The 17,685-nt window shown below is 38.7% G+C and carries 14 protein-coding genes, 1 other RNA gene and 1 other annotated feature; of the genes, 13 read left to right on the plus strand and 2 right to left on the minus strand.

The annotated features are described in order from the left end of the window. Positions 1 to 389: 389 nt before the first annotated feature. From CEF16_RS01330 to aspS, 4 genes are all read left to right on the plus strand, one after another. Positions 390 to 2,588: a RelA/SpoT family protein gene (locus CEF16_RS01330; RefSeq protein WP_245917733.1), complete on the plus strand. Its 2,199-nt coding sequence runs from the start codon at positions 390 to 392 to the stop codon at positions 2,586 to 2,588. 40 nt (positions 2,589 to 2,628) lie between these two features. Next, on the plus strand, positions 2,629 to 3,078 hold the full coding sequence (gene dtd / locus CEF16_RS01335; protein ID WP_091586969.1) for a D-aminoacyl-tRNA deacylase: 450 nt from the start codon (positions 2,629 to 2,631) through the stop codon (positions 3,076 to 3,078). Positions 3,079 to 3,129: 51 nt separating this feature from the next. Next, positions 3,130 to 3,357: a binding site (T-box leader), on the plus strand. 369 nt (positions 3,358 to 3,726) lie between these two features. Further along, positions 3,727 to 5,007 carry a histidine--tRNA ligase gene (gene hisS, locus CEF16_RS01340; protein ID WP_091586970.1) on the plus strand — a complete coding sequence of 427 codons (1,281 nt, stop codon included), beginning with the start codon at positions 3,727 to 3,729 and terminating at the stop codon, positions 5,005 to 5,007. Next, a complete protein-coding gene (gene aspS / locus CEF16_RS01345; RefSeq protein WP_091586971.1) occupies positions 5,007 to 6,785 on the plus strand; it encodes an aspartate--tRNA ligase in 1,779 nt (592 codons plus the stop codon). The genes hisS and aspS overlap by 1 nt, the downstream gene beginning before the upstream one ends. A gap of 9 nt (positions 6,786 to 6,794) precedes the next feature. On the opposite strand, the gene CEF16_RS01350 is transcribed toward aspS, so the two are convergent. After that, on the minus strand, positions 6,795 to 7,103 hold the full coding sequence (locus CEF16_RS01350) for a hypothetical protein (RefSeq protein ID WP_091586972.1): 309 nt from the start codon (positions 7,101 to 7,103) through the stop codon (positions 6,795 to 6,797). Between the two features lie 275 nt (positions 7,104 to 7,378). On the opposite strand from CEF16_RS01350, the gene ssrS reads away from it, so the two are divergent. Together ssrS and CEF16_RS01360 are read left to right on the plus strand one after the other, a co-directional pair. Next, positions 7,379 to 7,562: non-coding RNA, 6S RNA (gene ssrS, locus CEF16_RS01355), on the plus strand. Positions 7,563 to 7,641: 79 nt separating this feature from the next. Then, positions 7,642 to 8,412 (plus strand): tRNA threonylcarbamoyladenosine dehydratase, encoded by a 771-nt coding sequence (locus CEF16_RS01360; protein ID WP_091586973.1) that lies wholly within the window; start codon positions 7,642 to 7,644, stop codon positions 8,410 to 8,412. A 61-nt stretch (positions 8,413 to 8,473) separates the two neighbouring features. Here the strand turns inward: CEF16_RS01360 and CEF16_RS01365 are convergent, their stop codons facing one another. After that, complete coding sequence (locus CEF16_RS01365; protein ID WP_091586974.1) at positions 8,474 to 9,055, minus strand: RsfA family transcriptional regulator; 582 nt, start codon at positions 9,053 to 9,055, stop codon at positions 8,474 to 8,476. Positions 9,056 to 9,459: 404 nt separating this feature from the next. Here CEF16_RS01365 and CEF16_RS01370 point away from each other — a divergent pair, with 404 nt between their 5' ends. From CEF16_RS01370 to recD2, 7 genes are all read left to right on the plus strand, one after another. After that, positions 9,460 to 10,767, plus strand: coding sequence for a replication-associated recombination protein A (locus tag CEF16_RS01370; RefSeq protein WP_091586975.1), 1,308 nt, complete (start codon positions 9,460 to 9,462; stop codon positions 10,765 to 10,767). Positions 10,768 to 11,168: 401 nt separating this feature from the next. Next, positions 11,169 to 11,870: a YczE/YyaS/YitT family protein gene (locus CEF16_RS01375; RefSeq protein ID WP_091586976.1), complete on the plus strand. Its 702-nt coding sequence runs from the start codon at positions 11,169 to 11,171 to the stop codon at positions 11,868 to 11,870. Next, on the plus strand, positions 11,803 to 12,222 hold the full coding sequence (gene cymR / locus CEF16_RS01380) for a cysteine metabolism transcriptional regulator CymR (protein WP_091586977.1): 420 nt from the start codon (positions 11,803 to 11,805) through the stop codon (positions 12,220 to 12,222). The genes CEF16_RS01375 and cymR overlap by 68 nt, the downstream gene beginning before the upstream one ends. A 27-nt stretch (positions 12,223 to 12,249) precedes the next feature. Then, positions 12,250 to 13,392: a cysteine desulfurase family protein gene (locus CEF16_RS01385; RefSeq protein WP_091586978.1), complete on the plus strand. Its 1,143-nt coding sequence runs from the start codon at positions 12,250 to 12,252 to the stop codon at positions 13,390 to 13,392. Positions 13,393 to 13,409: 17 nt separating this feature from the next. Further along, positions 13,410 to 14,531 (plus strand): tRNA 2-thiouridine(34) synthase MnmA, encoded by a 1,122-nt coding sequence (mnmA, locus tag CEF16_RS01390; protein ID WP_091586979.1) that lies wholly within the window; start codon positions 13,410 to 13,412, stop codon positions 14,529 to 14,531. Positions 14,532 to 14,603: 72 nt separating this feature from the next. After that, a complete protein-coding gene (locus CEF16_RS01395; protein ID WP_091586980.1) occupies positions 14,604 to 15,263 on the plus strand; it encodes a tetratricopeptide repeat protein in 660 nt (219 codons plus the stop codon). A 14-nt stretch (positions 15,264 to 15,277) separates the two neighbouring features. Further along, positions 15,278 to 17,572: an SF1B family DNA helicase RecD2 gene (gene recD2, locus CEF16_RS01400; RefSeq protein WP_091586981.1), complete on the plus strand. Its 2,295-nt coding sequence runs from the start codon at positions 15,278 to 15,280 to the stop codon at positions 17,570 to 17,572. Positions 17,573 to 17,685: the final 113 nt, after the last annotated feature.

Consider the following 17,685-nt stretch of genomic DNA (forward strand, 5'->3'; position numbering starts at 1 on the left):
AAATAAAAGACCGGCGTCTTCTACAGCACTTATTATTTTAGTAGCAGGTATATTCGTCCTTTTCTAGCTGTTAATAGAAACGTTTGCAATGGTAGAAAGTACATGTGATCTTTTAAAATAACTTCCGACCTGCGATGGACGGCGTAAGCATATTTATTTTCGAAGATAAGAGAAGTCCTTTACATAAGCTGACATTATTCACATTGCAGGGATTTTTGTTCTTCTACAGTTAAAAAATGAGGCTGATCAATGGTATAAAGTAAAACGACGGCATTCGTCATAGAAAATCGGCGACAAGCTGTGCTTTTTTAAGCGCGTCAAGCTTCATAATACTTTACAGAACCATGAAACTTAAAGATAATATAAGGTAATAATGATTTTAGAAAGGCATGCAGGGTGATTCCATGACCATCGATGAAGTGTTGGAAAAAGCTCAAAATTATTTGTCGAATGAAGACGTTTCTTTTTTGGAACGTGCATATAAATATGCAGAAAAATCTCATAGAGAACAGTATCGCAAATCAGGTGAGCCTTATATACTGCATCCTATTCAAGTCGCAGGCATCCTTATCGAACTTGAAATGGATCCTGATACGATAGCTGGAGCATTTTTACATGATGTCGTAGAAGATACGGAAGTGACCGTTGAGGAGCTGCAAGAGGCTTTTAATGAAGAGGTCGCAATGCTTGTTGACGGCGTAACGAAGCTGAAAAAAATTAAATATAAATCAAAAGAAGAGCAACAAGCAGAAAACCACCGCAAAATGGTGGTGGCAATGGCCAAGGACATCAGAGTTATTTTAATTAAGCTGGCTGACCGTCTTCACAATATGCGAACTTTAAAACATCTGCCGCCGGAAAAGCAGCGCCGTATTTCAAATGAAACATTAGAAATTTTTGCTCCCTTAGCTCACCGTTTAGGGATTTCGACTATAAAATGGGAGCTTGAAGATACTGCATTAAGATATCTAGATCCTCAGCAATATTATCGTATTGTTAACTTAATGAAGCAAAAAAGAGCGGAACGAGAACAGTACATTGAAGAAGTTATTGATAATATAAAAGATAGTATGGGAGATATTAATGTAGACCCAATTGAGATTTACGGCCGTCCTAAACACATTTACAGCATTTACAGAAAAATGGTCAAGCAAAAAAAGCAATTTAATGAGATTTATGATCTTTTGGCAGTTCGCATTATAGTAAAAAGCATTAAAGACTGTTATGCTGTTCTCGGCATTATACACACTTGCTGGAAGCCTATGCCTGGACGTTTTAAAGATTATATCGCTATGCCTAAAGCTAATATGTATCAATCTCTGCATACCACAGTTATCGGACCAAAAGGAGAACCGCTTGAAGTACAAATTCGTTCAGAAGAGATGCACCGTGTTGCTGAATTCGGGGTAGCTGCGCATTGGGCATATAAAGAAGGAAAAAATGTATCAGGAAAAAAATCGTTAGAAGATAAATTAACATGGTTCCGTGAGATTATCGAATGGCAAAATGACGCATCGGATGCACAGGAATTCATGGAATCCCTAAAAATCGATCTCTTCTCTGATATGGTTTTTGTATTTACTCCAAAAGGGGATGTTATCGAGCTCCCAAGGGGTTCCGTTCCACTTGATTTTGCTTACCGCATTCATACAGAAATAGGAAACCGGACAATAGGAGCAAAAGTGAACGGTAAGATGGTTCCTCTTGATCATCGATTACACACAGGGGACATTGTTGAAATGTTAACATCTAAGCATTCATATGGGCCAAGTAAAGATTGGTTAAAGTTAACACAAAGTTCACATGCCAAAAATAAAATCAAACAATTCTTCAAAAAAGAACGCCGCGAAGAGAATATTCAAAAAGGCAAAGAAATGATAGAAAAAGAATTAAAGGCTCAAGACTTCGAAGCAAAAAACATTTTAACTGAGGAAAATATACAAGAAGCAGCTGATAAATTCAGTTTTAACGGTGAAGAAGATATGTTTGCGGCTGTAGGATATAACGGAGTCAGTCCAAAACAAATTGTTACCCGCCTTACAGAGAAACTGCGGCAGCAGCAAGAAAGAGAAGAAGAAGATAAATCTGTTGCTGAAGCAGTAAAAGATGTCTCGACACAAACTATATCTAAAAAGACGAATACGGGAGTTAAAGTAAAAGGGGTGGATAACCTTCTCATACGCCTTTCTAAGTGCTGCAACCCTGTACCCGGTGATGAGATTATCGGTTTTATTACTAAAGGCCGAGGGGTTTCCATTCACCGCGTAGACTGCCCAAATGTAAATAATGAAGAAGCACAAAAGCGGTTACTCCCAGTAGAGTGGGAAGGTTCTAATGAAAAACGAAAAAATTACAGTGTAGATATTGAAATTACAGGGTATGATAGGCGCGGATTATTAAATGAAGTACTGCAGTCTGTTACGGAATCCCGTACTAACATCAGTGCTGTCAGCGGCCGTTCTGATAAAAATAAAATGGCAGTTATCGATATTACCATCTCAATCCACAATATTGATCACTTGCACCGAGTAGTAGAGAAAATAAAAAAATTACCTGATATTTATTCTGTTCGAAGAGTAATTCATTAAAAATATATATAGCCAACATCAGAAAGGATAAGTTGTACGTATGAAAGTAGTTGTTCAGCGTTCACAGAATGGAGAGTGTGTGGTAGAAGGAGAAATTACTGGATCTATTGATCACGGAATCGTCGCATTAGTAGGGTTTACTCACGACGATACTGAACAAGATCTAAAATGGATGGCAGATAAACTCATTCACTTAAGAATTTTTGAAGATGAAACGGGCAAAATGAATAAAGGACTCATGGATACGAACGGTAAAATACTGTCGATTTCTCAATTCACTCTATATGGTGATTGCAAAAAGGGAAGACGTCCTAATTTTATGGAAGCTGCAAAGCCTGAAAAGGCAGAAGCATTATATAATCAATTTAATAAAATTATTAAAGAAAAAGGTGTTGAAGTTGAAACTGGAAAATTTGGAGCAATGATGAATATCACCTTGACAAATGATGGTCCTGTTACTCTTATTTTAGAAAGCACTCCAAAAAAATAGCAGGTTGACAACAATCACCTACATTCGTATGATAGATATCAGTTAATAAGAGTTAAGCTGATGAAGGAGAAAGTAGGCGGGAGATAAGTATACACAGAGAGGAACTGCAAGGGCTGAGAACAGTTCTATATACTTCCTGCTGAAAGACACTCTTTAGGCTCTGTTTCGAAAGCACTGGTTAGTAGGGACAGACGTAAACCAGGCGTTAACTGTAGCAAGTGGAAGCACAAATTACTGCTTCAACCAGGGTGGTACCACGGGTGAAAACTCGTCCCTCGTTGTTTACGAGAGACGAGTTTTTTGTGTTATCAAAGAAAACAGAAGTTATAAGAGAAAGGGAACTGTCTCAAAAGATTAGTTCAAGGTGTATGTTCATCCAGCAGCGGAAATATGCGGAAGTCCTGCTGAAATGGGCCCGTGTAAAGACTACGCAGTGAAGGATTTGCTTACGAGAAGGCTGAACCGCCGCCTGTGGAAAGCGAATATATTCCAGTTGTGTTTGCGAGGAACAGGCTTATGGGAAAGCCCTTCTGATTTTCAGTTTTTTAAGTATATCTTTTTTTGTTTTGAACCCTTTTCATAAAGGTGTGGGTAATAAGACGTTTTTCGCGTGAAGCTAAAAGGGGAGCCTAGAAAGGAGCATTACATATGGATATTCGCATACCTAGAGGGACACAGGATATTTTACCGGGAACCTCTGAAAAATGGCAGTGGATTGAAGGGAAAGTTCATGAAATTTGCCGAAGATTCAACTATGCTGAAATTCGAACGCCGATTTTTGAACAAACAGAATTATTTCAGCGTGGTGTAGGAGATACAACGGATATTGTGCAAAAGGAAATGTATACATTTACAGATAGAGGCGGCCGCAGCTTAACGTTGAGACCAGAAGGTACTGCATCTGTTGTCCGTTCCTACGTTGAGAACAAACTTTATGGAAGTGCGACTCAGCCGGAGAAGTTGTACTATATTGGTCCGATGTTTCGTTATGAAAGGCCTCAATCAGGGAGAATGCGGCAGTTTTTTCAGTTTGGTGTAGAGGCTATCGGAAGTGATGACCCGGCTATTGATGCAGAAGTCATTGCTATGGCCATGGAATTTTATAATGAATTAGGTTTGAAAGGATTAAAACTTGTACTTAACAGTCTGGGTGATCAAGACAGCAGAAAAGCTCACAGAGATGCGTTAATCGCTCACTTTAAACCTCACATTCATGAATTTTGCAGTGATTGTCAAGACAGGCTGGAAAAAAATCCACTTCGCATTCTTGACTGCAAAAAAGACCGAGACCACCCATTGATGGATAATGCTCCTTCCATCTTAGATTATTTAAATGAGCAGTCCCGTCAATATTTTGCCGCTGTCCAGCGTTTACTAGATAACATGGACATTCCTTATGAAGTAGATTCGGGGCTTGTGCGTGGTTTAGATTATTATAACAATACCGCTTTTGAAATTATGATTGAAGGCGAAGGTTTTGGAGCAATTACAACGTTAATGGGAGGAGGCCGCTATAACGGTCTCGTTGAAGAAATGGGAGGTCCGGAATCTCATGGCATTGGATTTGCATTGAGTATTGAAAGGTTATTAATGGCATTAGAAGCACAAAAAGTGGATCTTCCTGTAAAAAAAGGCTTGGACTGTTATCTTGTTGCTTTAGGAGAACAGCCATCAGAAGAAGCGGCAGTTTTATTAACCGAATTGCGAAGGGCTGGTATTTCTGCTGACAAAGATTATGTAAATAAAAAAATTAAAGGACAGTTTAAGGCAGCAGACCGCCTGCAAGCTTCTTATACAGCTGTACTAGGAGAGGACGAGCTGCAAAAAGGAATTATTAATGTTAAATCTATGGCAAGCGGGGAACAAAAAGAAGTCCCGCTTAAAGAATTTACACATTATATTAGAGGGAAAATGGAGGAAGAAAAGTAATGATTGGACGTACTCATTATTGTGGAGAGATTTCAGAAAAGCTAATCGGAGAAAGAGTAGAATTAAAAGGCTGGGCTCAAACGAGAAGGGACTTAGGACAAGTTATTTTTGTTGATTTAAGAGACCGAACTGGCATTGTACAAATTGTTGCCAATCCCGAAATATCAGCGGAAGCGTTGGAAAAAATGGATACTGTAAGAAGTGAATATGTACTTGATGTGAAAGGTACGGTCGTTAAAAGAGATGAGGAAACATATAATGAAAAAATTCCAACAGGAACCGTTGAAGTTCAAGTTGATGAAATGGCGATATTAAACAATTCAAAACCGCTTCCATTTCAAGTGGATGGTGAAACAGATGTATCAGAAGATGTTCGTTTGAGATACCGCTATCTTGATTTACGTCGTCCTGAAATGAGAGAAACATTTAAACTTCGTCATAAAACGACAAAATTAATTCGCGATTTTCTTGACGAGAATGACTTTTTGGACATAGAAACTCCTATGCTCACAAAGAGTACACCAGAAGGGGCCAGAGACTATTTAGTGCCAAGCCGTGTGCATCGTGGTGAATTCTATGCGCTTCCTCAGTCACCGCAGCTATTCAAGCAGCTATTAATGGTATCTGGTTTTGAGAAATACTTTCAGATTGTGCGCTGCTTCCGTGATGAGGATTTAAGAGCAGATCGGCAGCCAGAATTTACGCAGGTAGATATCGAAGCCTCCTTTATGGATAAAGAAGATTTTCTGTCTATGATGGAAGAGATGATGAAAAAGATTATGAAAGAAGTTCACGGTCTTAATATACCTGCGCCGTTTCCGCGTCTTACATATGAAGAGGCGATGAACCGATACGGCTCGGATAAGCCGGATACTCGCTTTGGGATGGAACTAGTAGAACTTTCAGACATTGTAAAAGACAGTGATTTTAAAGTATTTGCTAATGCAGTTAAAAACGGCGGTATTGTAAAAGGCTTGAATGTAAAAGGCGTGGCCAATGAGATGTCAAGAAAAGAAATTGACGACTTAGCAGATTTTGTAGCGGTGTACGGAGCTAAGGGACTTGCCTGGTTAAAAGTGGAAGAGGAAAGCCTGAAAGGACCGATCGCAAAATTCTTCAGCGAAGAAGAAACAGCAGAAATTAGAAAAGCACTTGATGCACAGGCAGGTGACTTATTGTTCTTTGGTGCAGATAAAAAGCAAATTGTATATGATGCAATGGGAGCACTTCGTCTGAAATTTGGAAAAGATCTTGGCTTGATCGACCACAGCAAATTTAATTTCTTGTGGGTGACAGAATTTCCGCTTATGGAATATGATGAAGACGCTGACCGCTATACAGCAATGCACCATCCGTTTACAAGTCCAATTCGTGAAGATATTCCTAAATTAGAGGGAAATCCAGAAGAGGTTCGTGCAGAAGCGTATGATCTTGTGTTAAACGGCTACGAATTGGGAGGGGGTTCTCAACGCATATATGAAAGAGAGCTTCAAGAAAAAATGTTTAAAGCTCTCGGTTTCAGTGAAGAAGAGGCTCGTGAGCAATTTGGATTTTTATTAGATGCATTTGAGTATGGAACGCCTCCTCACGGCGGGATTGCCCTAGGCCTTGATAGATTGATAATGCTGCTTGCTGGCCGCAATAACCTTCGGGATACGATTGCTTTTCCAAAAACGGCCAGTGCAAGCTGCCTGTTAACTAAGGCACCTGGGGAAGTAAGCAGCAGTCAGCTTGATGAACTGAATTTAGAAATAGTGAAGTTTGAAGAAGAAGAATAGGGAACCCGTTTATAAATGCTCCATTCCTCTAAACTTTTGAACAAAATAGGACGGGTCTGACTGTATGTGAAAGGTTCTGACCCCTCCAGTAGTATGAAGGTACAAAAAACCAATTTGTCCAGGCGACCACCTATAAGATATATCAAACACTTCCTTTAAAGAATAGCTGTGCTCGCCTGCTATGATCGAATGAGAAAAAAGGTAAATAAACTCTCTATATTCTGATTGTGTTTTTTGCAGCCATTCAATTTTTTGTTCGATAACAATTATTTCTTGGCTTGCAAGTGGTTGATCAGCCGCAAGATCTTCTTCTGTCATGTTGAATCATCTCCTAGAGTCTAATTGTATGCTCAAAAAACGCAGGATTTATTTAAGCAGGGAATGGGCAGAAGATTGTTTTATTGTATCTTCCTGTTATACAATGTTAACGAACACTTACTATACCCAGATTACATCAAGTGCAAACATTAATTAAGGGAAATGAACAAGGTACAGGAGATTTATCCTATTTTGTTAAAACAAAGGCAACAAGCACTTGGAAACACCTTGACCTGATTGCCGCTCCGTGCTATTATATAATCAAATCAATTTGAAGAGTCCTGAGGTGTACGTGGGACACTCATCGTTTTGAGCCAACATTTTCACATTGGGAGCCTGCAGTTTCAATCTGGATAACAAGCCTCTAATGAAGTGGACGTTTGAAGGATTGAACAGGGCACCCACCTGCCAAGAGCAGGCTTCAAAACTAAGTTCGTTTGACGGCACATCGGGACTCTTCCAACTTTGAAAAACAACCCCCTGGGGAATTATCCCCGGGGTTTTTTATGTGAAATGACATTTTGAAGGAGGGACTATCATGCTTCATCAGTTTTCTCGAAATGAATTAGCTATAGGACAAGCAGGATTGCAGCAGTTGAAAAATAAATCAGTGGCTGTACTCGGTGTTGGAGGAGTCGGTTCTTTTTCTGCTGAAGCGCTTGTTCGATCTGGAGTTGGACGTGTTATCCTTGTTGACAAAGATGATATCGATATTACAAATGTTAACAGACAGTTGCATGCTCTAATGTCTACAGTTGGAAGACCTAAAGTAGATGTGATGAAAGAGAGACTTCTGGATATTAATCCTGAGTGTGAGATTGAAGATGTAAAAATGTTTTATACGGAAGAAACGCATAAAGAGTTTTTTGCATACGAACCCGATTACATCATAGACGCCTCAGATACAATTTCTTACAAGATCCACTTAATTAAAGAGTGCCATGAGCGGGGAATTCCAGTGATTTCAAGTATGGGAGCAGCAAATAAAATGGATTCTTCCCGATTATCCATTGTAGACTTGTTTGAAACAGAAAATGATCCAATGGCCAGAGTGATGCGAAGAGAACTAAGAAAAAGCGGTATATATAAAGGGATAGACGTAGTGTTTTCAGATGAAACACCAATCAAAATAAAAGAGGAAGTACGAAATCGGATTGTTCCAGATACAGCGGAAAAGAGTAACATACGCAAATCGAAAATGCCGCCTTCTTCTAATGCATTCGTACCCTCGGTTGCTGGGTTAATAGCAGCAGGTCATGTTATTAATAAGCTGCTGGAAGGAATCGACATTCAACGAATGCATGAGTAACAAAAAAACTGTCTCTGATTACACGGAGACAGTTTAAATTAACACTTAATTTGAATGCAGTTCAGATGGAAAGCTTTTCTAAATTGCCGTTGCGATCCATACGAAAAACGTTAGAGGCAGGGAGACTTTCTTCTGTCATAGCCATTTCTCTTGCTCGATTCATCATATGAACAATAGTATCATAATCACGTTTCATCGTATTATACTCATTTTTCATTTCATTAATTTCTTGCTGCAATGTCTTTTTTGCTTGTTCTAGAGAAGTAATCTCTTTTTCAATGTCCTCCGATGGAGCAGGACCATGTTGATCTAATTCATCGGCTACTCCTTCTAGATGAGTGATAATATGGTCTATTGTAAGTGAACCGCTATGACGTGCAGGATTAATTTGGTTTGCGGCTTGATTTGCACTAGCACGCATTCTCATTTTGCGTTCTCGTTTTGCTTCCTTCACTTTATGCTCATATTTTTGCCGAACAATTGCATTCCAGCGGAATCCGCAGGCAGCTGAGGTCCTTTCTAACATATCTCCTGTTTCATCAAACGCTTTTAGTTGTGTGCTTCCTTCACGAATATGTTTTAAAACAGTATTGGCCAAAAGTCGGTCGTCTTTATCTGACCATGCATCCTGTCTCAAATTCATAATTATTCTCTCCTTTATTTCATTTGCTTATCTTTACTTCAATTCATAAGGCATCCTGTCTTTAGAGCGCAAAAAACTAGATTTACCGTTAACCAGTCTGGACGCTAAAATGACTTTTTATACGTAGTAATGAGGAATAACAATTTATGAAAATACTGGTGTGTGCTTATAGTTTGAGCATTATCTGTTACATAGATTTAATGAAATTTCTTTAAGTGATGTGTAGTGAAACGAGGCGAAGAGCAGCATTTTACATACCAACTCTATAATAAGTGAAGCAAAAAGATAGAAAAGACGGATTAACATTTGGTAATGTGTTTTATGTATTGTGTTACTTATAATGAAAGAAGCAATGAGAGAAAGCCTTTTAGTACTTTTAATGTCTAAAACCTGGAGTGAAAAGTATGAAACATGAACCTCTAGCATATAAAATGAGACCGGAAGTAATAGAAGAAGTTATTGGACAAAAACATTTACTTTCTGAAGAAAAACCTTTGTTCCAAATGATTAACAAGGAACATTTATCCTCCATGATCCTTTACGGAAGGCCCGGAGTAGGTAAGACATCTATTGCCAATGCTTTTGCTGGTTCTACCGGCCTTCGTTTTCGAAAACTTAACGCAACCTCAAGTAACAAAAAAGACTTGGAGATCGTGGTAAATGAAGCCAAGATGTATAACGAGACTATCGTACTTTGTGTGGATGAAATTCACCGTTTTTCTAAGACACAAATTGAGTTCTTGCTGCCGCATATAGAGAAGGGACTTCTAATATTAATAGGATTGACAAGTGAAAACCCGTACCACAATATAAACCCCGCTATAAGATCTAGATGTTTAATTTTTGAGTTACAGCCGCTAACGAAAAGTGAAATTGTAGAAGGTTTAAAAAGAGCAGTTGAGGATGAAGAAAAGGGGCTTGGACAATACGAGTTAGATGTGGAAGATAATACGCTGCAAGTAATCGCAGACATCAGCGGCGGTGACATGAGAGCTGCACTTAATAAACTTGAAATTTCCTTTTTAAGCAGTGAAGTTGATAGCAATAACCGTGTCCCTATCACTGTGGAAACAGTGAAAAATTCTGTGCAAAAAAATGATCTTAATATAGATAAAACAGGAGACGGCCATTATGACGTTTTAAGTGGATTTCATAAATCTATTAGAGGAGGAGATGCGGACGCAGCATGTTTAATGCTTGCTCTTTTAATAGAAGCAGGAGATTTAGTCGGTATTTCTAGAAGAATATTATGTGCTGCTTATGAAGATGTAGGATTAGCAAAACCTGAAATGGGAGAACGAGCACTAGCAGCAATCCAGACTGCCGAACGATTAGGATTTCCAGAGGCAAGAATACCACTTGCAAATATAGTCATTGAACTATGTCTTTCTCCGAAATCAAACCGTGCTTATATGGCGATAAATGAAGCAATATCATATGTTCAAGAAGGAAAAAGAATAACGATTCCAGATCATTTGAAAGACGCTCATTATAAAGGTGCTGAAAAATTGGGGCATGGCAATGAGTATAAATATCCCCACCATTATCCGATAGGTAAATTCGGCGGCTGGGTGGCACAGCAGTATCTTCCGAGTGGTATGGAAAACATTGGATTTTATGACCCAATCGAAGCAGGACAAGAAGAAAAATTCAAGAAGGTATATGAAAAATTAAAAGAAGAACAGCTCCGGCAATTAAAAAAAAATAATTAATTATTATTTTTTTACAGTACATGAACGGGATCTTTTAAACAACTGAGAAACATGTCAGCTGCATGGAAGCATGCGTCATGCAAAATCATTTACATTCATGCTATAATGGCACTTGGCTGTAAAGAAATTTTTATTTTTACACTTATTAGCACATATACCTTTTATGGTTAACAGTATAAATAAACGTCAGCGTTCAACGTACAGCATGTACGAATGCCATCGTCACAAAACGAGGGGTTCTTTGCAGAATGTGCTTAAGACTATTTGGAATATAGTAAAAGGGTAACTATGCTCTGTCACTGCCTTTCAGACTCGTCAATTGCCGGTTTTCTTTACAAGGTGTCAAGCCGAGTATTTCTATTATATCATTAGTTTTTGCTAAAATAGAGAGAAGGGGAAAAATGGAGAGAACATTCGTAAAAGGGGAGCACCTCTTATCAAGGTGGCTTATTTTTATGGCCGGATTAATTATCATGTCATTCGGAATTGCCATGATGATTACTGCAGATTTAGGAAGTGCTCCGTGGGATGTCCTGCACATCGGGCTTCAAAAGCAGCTGGGATTGACAGTTGGTACATGGAGCATTATAATGGGTATTTTTATTATTGGGTTTACCTCCCTTTTGCAAAAAGAATGGCCGCAGTCTGGCGGTATAGCCAACATGGTTTTAGTTGGAGTTTTTATAGACATTTTTTTGTTTTTATTATCGACGCCTGATGCATTTGTGTTTAAGCTTTTAATGCTTTTATTAGGAATCTTAATTATCGGATATGGAATAGGCATTTATATTGCCCCGGAATGCGGAGCTGGTCCAAGGGACAGTCTTATGATTGCACTTCAAGAAAAAACAGGCTGGAAAGTATCCCGTGTTCGGGGGATAATGGAAATAACAGTTTTATCAGCAGGATGGTTTTTAGGAGGCCCTGTGTTTATAGGGACGATTTTATTTTGTATCGGCATAGGCCATGTCGTTGGTTTTGCCTTGCCGCAGTGCAGAAAACTTGTTCATCGACTTATTGAAAGAGGTGTAAAATGTGAAGATATCAACCAAGGGACGATACGGACTAACTATAATGATGGCTTTAGCAAAAAAATACGGTGAAGGCCCTGTATCTTTAAAATCAATTGCAAAAGAACATTCTTTATCCGAACACTACCTTGAGCAGCTGATTGCTCCTTTAAGAAATGCTATTTTAGTAAAAAGTGTCCGCGGCGCATACGGAGGTTATATGCTCTCAAAAGCCCCATCAGAAATAACTGCCGGAGATATTATTCGTGTACTTGAAGGACCAATCAGCCCTGTAGAAGTATTAGATGATGAAGAACCCGCCAAGCGGGATTTGTGGATAAAAATAAGGGATGCAGTCAAAGATGTTCTTGACAGCACAACATTAGAAGATCTTGCTTCCTATGAAGGAAAAGATGATCACGAATATTATATGTTTTATATCTGATTGTAAGCACTGTAGGACGGTGAAAATGTGAAAAAAATTTATGCAGACCACGCTGCAACTACTCCAATTCATTCAGAAGCAGCAAACGTAATGATGAAAGTAATGCAAGAGAGTTTTGGAAATCCATCTAGCATTCATAACTATGGACGAAAAGCCAGACAAGAGTTAGATAAAGCCCGAGATCAGCTAGCTCAAACAGTTGGAGCTTCCCCTGATGAAATTGTTTTAACGAGCGGAGGAACAGAAGCTGATAATATTGCTATTATTGGTTATGCACAAGCAAATAAAGATCGAGGCAATCACATTATTACGACAAAAATAGAACATCATGCAGTGCTTCATACTTGTGAAAAGCTTGAAAAGTATGGATTTGAGGTCACTTATCTTCCTGTAAACAATGAAGGCTTTGTCCAATTAGACAAACTAAAAGAGGCGATAACAGATCGTACTATTTTGATTACTATAATGCATGGAAATAATGAAGTAGGCACGCTGCAGCCCATTTCACAAATTGCAGAATTAGCATCTGCGTATAATATTGCATTTCATAGCGACGCCGTACAATCCTATGGACTAGTGGCTATCGATATAAGTGATACACCTCTTACAATGATGACTGTTTCTTCTCATAAAATTAACGGCCCAAAAGGAGCCGGATTTTTGTATGTTAAAAAAGGAACAAAACTGACCCCTTTTTTAACTGGGGGAGAACAGGAGAAAAAACGCAGAGCAGGTACGGAAAATTTAGCTGCTGCTGCAGGGTTTGCAAAAGCAGCAGAAACTGCAATACAAGAACGACAAAAACGATATGACGCTTACAAAACATTAAGCGATCAATTTTTAAAAGCTTTGCAGGCTGAAAAAATACCTTTTGAAATGAATGGACCGGATAAAGATAAGCTCCCTCATATTACAAATGTATATTTTCCAAATATACATTTAGAGTCTTTTCTTGTGCAGTTGGACCTTGCCGGAATTGCAGCATCAAGCGGTTCTGCTTGTACGGCTGGTTCCGTAGAACCTTCTCACGTATTAAGCGCAATGTTTGATGATAAAAATAGGGCGTCTTCCTCTGTAAGGTTCAGCTTTGGAAAGGGAAATACAGCCGATGAAATGGAATATATAGCTGCTGAAATACGAAAAATATTAGATCGTATGAAAGCTATTTAAGAAAGGAGGAAACAATTATGTCTGCTTCAAAAAAAAAGCCAGAAGATACAAGAGTAATTGTAGGAATGTCAGGCGGTGTGGATTCTTCGGTAACAGCCGCTCTTTTAAAAGATGAAGGATATGAAGTAATCGGTATTTTTATGAAGAATTGGGATGATACCGACGAAAATGGTGTTTGTACCGCTACAGAAGATTATGATGACGTTATAAAAGTATGCAATCAGCTTGGAATCCCTTATTATGCAGTGAATTTTGAACAGAAGTATTGGGACCATGTGTTCACCTATTTTCTAGACGAATATAAAGCGGGAAGAACGCCGAATCCCGATGTGATGTGCAACAAAGAAATTAAGTTTAAAGCATTTCTTGACCATGCTATGTCCCTGGGAGCTGATTATCTTGCTACTGGTCATTATGCAAGAGTACAAAGAGAAGAAGACGGCACGGTCTCTATGCTGCGCGGAATAGATAACAACAAAGATCAAACATACTTTTTGAATCAATTAAATCAAAATCAGCTTCAAAAAGTGATGTTTCCGCTAGGACACTTAACGAAAAAAGAAGTCAGGACGATCGCTGAAGAAAAAGGGCTTGCTACAGCGGGCAAAAAAGACAGCACTGGTATTTGTTTTATTGGTGAACGTAATTTTAAAGACTTTTTGAAGTCATATTTGCCAGCACAGCCAGGCAGCATGGTTACTCCAGATGGAGAAGTGAAGGGATCGCATGACGGCCTTATGTATTACACACTAGGTCAAAGACAAGGATTAGGCATTGGCGGCTCCGGAGAACCGTGGTTTGTTATAGACAAAAATCTAGAAGATAATACACTGATTGTAGGACAAGGTTTTCATCATCCAGGTCTTTATTCAGAAGGACTTTATGCGTCTGACATGAACTGGATAAACGGTAAAGAAAGAAAAGAACCGTTTTCTTGTACTGCAAAATTCCGCTATCGTCAATCCGATCAGGAGGTCGTTGTATATCCAAGTGAAAACGGTATAAGAAAAATCATGTTTAAGACTTCACAACGGGCAATTACCCCTGGTCAGTCTGTCGTGTTATATGATGGAGACATCTGTCTTGGAGGCGGCACAATTGAACAAGCAATAAAAATAAGGGAAAGCGTAGGGGCGTAATACGTTTTCCCTTTCTTACATATAGTGGAAATTCATTGAACAGCAGGATTCAAGTGGGAGTGTGATGAAGATATGAGTTCCAACGAACAAGCGATGAAAGCTATACAAAATGGCGAGTTGGAAAAAGCACTGGAGTTATTAAATAAGGCTATTGAAGAAGAACCCGAAGATCCGGTGGCCTATATCAATTTTGGAAACCTTCTAACTGAAATGGGAGAGAGCGACAAAGCACTTAACTTTTTTCAAAAAGCGTTAGAATTAAATAATGAGGCAGCTGCTGCTTATTACGGGGCAGGAAATGTATTATACAACGCAGAAAAATACGGAGAAGCTATAACGATGTATCAGCAAGCCCACAAGGCAGGGTTAGACGATGAAAGTTTACATTACATGATGGGGATGTCTTATATTCAATCTGGAAGGCTTCCTCATGCACTAGCCTCGTTACAAAGAGCATTGGAGTGTAATCCAAGTGACACGGATGCAAGATTTTATTACGGATTATGTTTAGCTCAATCTCACCAAATTGATGAAGCTGTTCCTCATTTTAAAAGAGTAGTCAAAGAAGATGAAACACACGCGGATGCTTATTATAATTTAGGTGTTGCCAGCATGTACCAAGACGAATTAAAAGAAGCTATTTCTTTTTTTGATCAAGCAATTGAACAGCAGCCTGACCATTTGTTAGCCCAGAATGGAAAAGAACAAGCAAAAAAGCTGCTGGATAAATAATCCGGAGGTTTCTTATGTCAAGTGTTTCTTACGAAAACGATTTACCTTCCAAATCGTTTATAAGCGGCACAGTCGTTCATGTTATTTTTAGAAATGAAGAAAATGGGTATACCGTTCTCATTGTAAAAGTGAGAAAATCTCATCCCAAGGCAGACGAAAAAAAAGTAACCGTTGTTGGGTACTTTCCATCAGTGGAAACGGATGAGCGGTATTATTTTGAAGGCGTCTTTAAAGAGCATCCGCGTTTTGGAAAACAATATCACGTTCAAATATATAAAAAAGAAATACCGACTGAAAAGGAAGCACTTATTGCATATCTTTCAAGTGAGCGATTTCCAGGAATAGGTAAAAAAACGGCTTCTGTACTAGTTGAAAACTTCGGGGAAAACGTGATCGAAAAAATTCTTAATGATCCGGATAAACTCAAAAAATTATCTGGATTAAATCAAAAAAGAAGGCAGAATATTTACCAGACCATGCTTGAGAACCAGGGAATGGAACAAGCGATGACAATGCTGACCCGATATGGGTTTGGAATGGAGCTGGCTGTAAAAATATATAACGCGTACCGAGAGCGTACTTTTGATGTCATACAGGATACACCTTATCAGTTAGTTTGGGATATAGAAGGAGTGGGATTTTACAAAGCAGACAAATTAGGGAAAAGTCTTGGCATTAAACGCGATGATCCCGAACGTGTTAAGGCTGGAATGTTATATATTTTGTATGAAAAAACAATGCAGGACGGTCATGTATATGTACCGTGGTCTCTTCTCACCCAAGAATCAAGGCACTTATTAAACGATTCCCAAAATAAGATAAGTAATGAATTATTAGAATCGGCACTGCTTGAACTTGCTGAAGAAGATAAATTAATTCAAGAAGATGACAGGGTATACATGGCATCTCTTTATTTTGCAGAAAAAGGGTTTGTTACTAAAGTTAAAAAATTGCTTGAGCGAGAAGAAGAAGCGGCTTTTTCTGAAGCGGAATTTTTAAAAGCCCTTGGTAAAACAGAAGAGCAATTTGGTATTGAATACGCCGACCATCAAAAAGAAGCCATTCAAAAAGCGGTTCACTCCCCTTTAATGATATTGACGGGGGGGCCTGGAACTGGGAAAACCACTGTAATTCGAGCCATTGTAGAAATATTCTCGAAGCTGCATGGGTTTTCGCTTGACCGTTCGACTTATAAAAAAGAAGAACCGTTTCCAGTGCTGCTGGCAGCTCCAACTGGACGTGCCGCTAAGCGGATGAAGGAGTCTACGGGTCTAAAAGCAAGCACTATCCATAAATTATTAGGATATAATGGCGTGGATGGTGATGAAGCTTTTGAAAAAGATGAAGAAGAACCTTTGGAAGGGAAACTTTTAATTATTGATGAAGTATCTATGGTAGACATGTGGCTTGCCAATCAATTATTTCGATCTGTACCTGAAGACATGCAAGTAATTTTAGTTGGTGACGAAGATCAGCTTCCTTCCGTTGGTCCAGGACAAGTGTTAGGTGATCTGCTTGAAACAAACATTGTTCCCATTGTTTCCTTGTCTGTTGTGTATAGACAAGCAGAAGGCTCATCTATTATTAATCTTGCTCACTCGATAAAAAAAGGCATGCTCCCGCATGATTTAATGAGTCCTTGTAAAGACCGCCGCTTTTTTTCCTGTAATAAAATTCAAACATCCGATGTAATTGAAAAAGTTTGTGAAGGAGCTGTCAAAAAAGGCTATTCACCTTTAGATATACAAGTGCTCGCACCAATGTATAAAGGTCCTGCAGGTGTAGATGCGTTAAATAAAACACTTCAACAGCTTTATAACCCTCATGAAGATAAGAAACGGAAAGTCTTATTTGGGGAAACGACGTATTCCAAGGGTGATGTCATTCTTCAACTCATTAACAATCCTGAAGAAGGCGTATTTAATGGTGACCGCGGCGTAGTAGAAGCTATTTTTGAAGCAAAAGAAACGGCTGATAAGCAGATGCAGATCGTTCTATCTTTTGAAGGAAAAGAGGTCACGTATACAAGACAAGACCTTAACCAAATAACTCTTGCTTACTGTACTACGATTCATAAAGCCCAAGGAAGTGAATTCCCAATTGTAGTAGTTCCGATGCTTATGGCTTATAAAAGAATGCTGCAGCGGAATTTGCTGTATACGGCAATTACAAGAGCCAGAGATTATTTGATATTATGCGGAGAAAACAGTGCTGTCGAATTTGCAGTTGACAATAAACATAGAGAGAATAGACATACAACGTTGAAAGAAAAACTCCTTGAAAAGGATAATGCTTCATTTCATGAATAAAGCTTAAATAGTAAATTTTAATATCCTCCAGACAAAGTAGTATCCGTAAAAAGTATATTCTTTAGAAAGCTGGGACATAATGGATAAAAACTTTTCGTGTTTACGAAACAATT

The sequence above is a fragment of the Alteribacillus bidgolensis genome (assembly GCF_002886255.1).
Classification (GTDB): Bacteria; Bacillota; Bacilli; order Bacillales; family Marinococcaceae; genus Alteribacillus; species Alteribacillus bidgolensis.

What these genes read in the sequence shown, in the direction of transcription:
- CEF16_RS01365 (WP_091586974.1), bottom strand. Translation starts at nt 9,055, where the DNA reads ATGAATTTGAGACAGGATGCATGGTCAGATAAAGACGACCGACTTTTG.
- mnmA (WP_091586979.1), top strand. Translation starts at nt 13,410, where the DNA reads ATGTCTGCTTCAAAAAAAAAGCCAGAAGATACAAGAGTAATTGTAGGA.
- dtd (WP_091586969.1), top strand. Translation starts at nt 2,629, where the DNA reads ATGAAAGTAGTTGTTCAGCGTTCACAGAATGGAGAGTGTGTGGTAGAA.
- CEF16_RS01360 (WP_091586973.1), top strand. Translation starts at nt 7,642, where the DNA reads ATGCTTCATCAGTTTTCTCGAAATGAATTAGCTATAGGACAAGCAGGA.
- CEF16_RS01350 (WP_091586972.1), bottom strand. Translation starts at nt 7,103, where the DNA reads ATGACAGAAGAAGATCTTGCGGCTGATCAACCACTTGCAAGCCAAGAA.
- CEF16_RS01370 (WP_091586975.1), top strand. Translation starts at nt 9,460, where the DNA reads ATGAAACATGAACCTCTAGCATATAAAATGAGACCGGAAGTAATAGAA.
- hisS (WP_091586970.1), top strand. Translation starts at nt 3,727, where the DNA reads ATGGATATTCGCATACCTAGAGGGACACAGGATATTTTACCGGGAACC.
- aspS (WP_091586971.1), top strand. Translation starts at nt 5,007, where the DNA reads ATGATTGGACGTACTCATTATTGTGGAGAGATTTCAGAAAAGCTAATC.
- CEF16_RS01330 (WP_245917733.1), top strand. Translation starts at nt 390, where the DNA reads ATGCAGGGTGATTCCATGACCATCGATGAAGTGTTGGAAAAAGCTCAA.
- recD2 (WP_091586981.1), top strand. Translation starts at nt 15,278, where the DNA reads ATGTCAAGTGTTTCTTACGAAAACGATTTACCTTCCAAATCGTTTATA.
- CEF16_RS01375 (WP_091586976.1), top strand. Translation starts at nt 11,169, where the DNA reads ATGGAGAGAACATTCGTAAAAGGGGAGCACCTCTTATCAAGGTGGCTT.
- CEF16_RS01395 (WP_091586980.1), top strand. Translation starts at nt 14,604, where the DNA reads ATGAGTTCCAACGAACAAGCGATGAAAGCTATACAAAATGGCGAGTTG.